The 226-nt window shown below is 69.9% G+C and carries 1 protein-coding gene; it reads left to right on the forward strand.

Going from position 1 to position 226, the window contains the following annotated elements:
- A partial coding sequence (locus tag AC2CJA_RS27480) for a transposase family protein (RefSeq protein WP_484605309.1) occupies positions 1-226 on the forward strand: 226 nt, incomplete at both ends.

The following is a 226-nucleotide window of genomic DNA, read 5'->3' on the forward strand; positions in this document are numbered from 1 at the left end:
CTACTACTCGGGGAAGCACAAGAGGCACGGGATGAACGTGCAGGTCCTCGCCGATCCCTTCGGCCGGCTGCTGTGGGCCTCGCCGACCTTGCCCGGAGCTGTCCACGACGTTCGCGCGGCTCGCGAACATGGCATCGTCGATGCCCTCGCCGAGGCCGGCATCGCATGCTGGGCCGACAAGGGCTACCGGGGTGCCGGCGGAACAGTCCGCACCCCGTGCTGGGGG

It is taken from the genome of Streptomyces sp. ATLC9 (genome assembly GCF_057196705.1).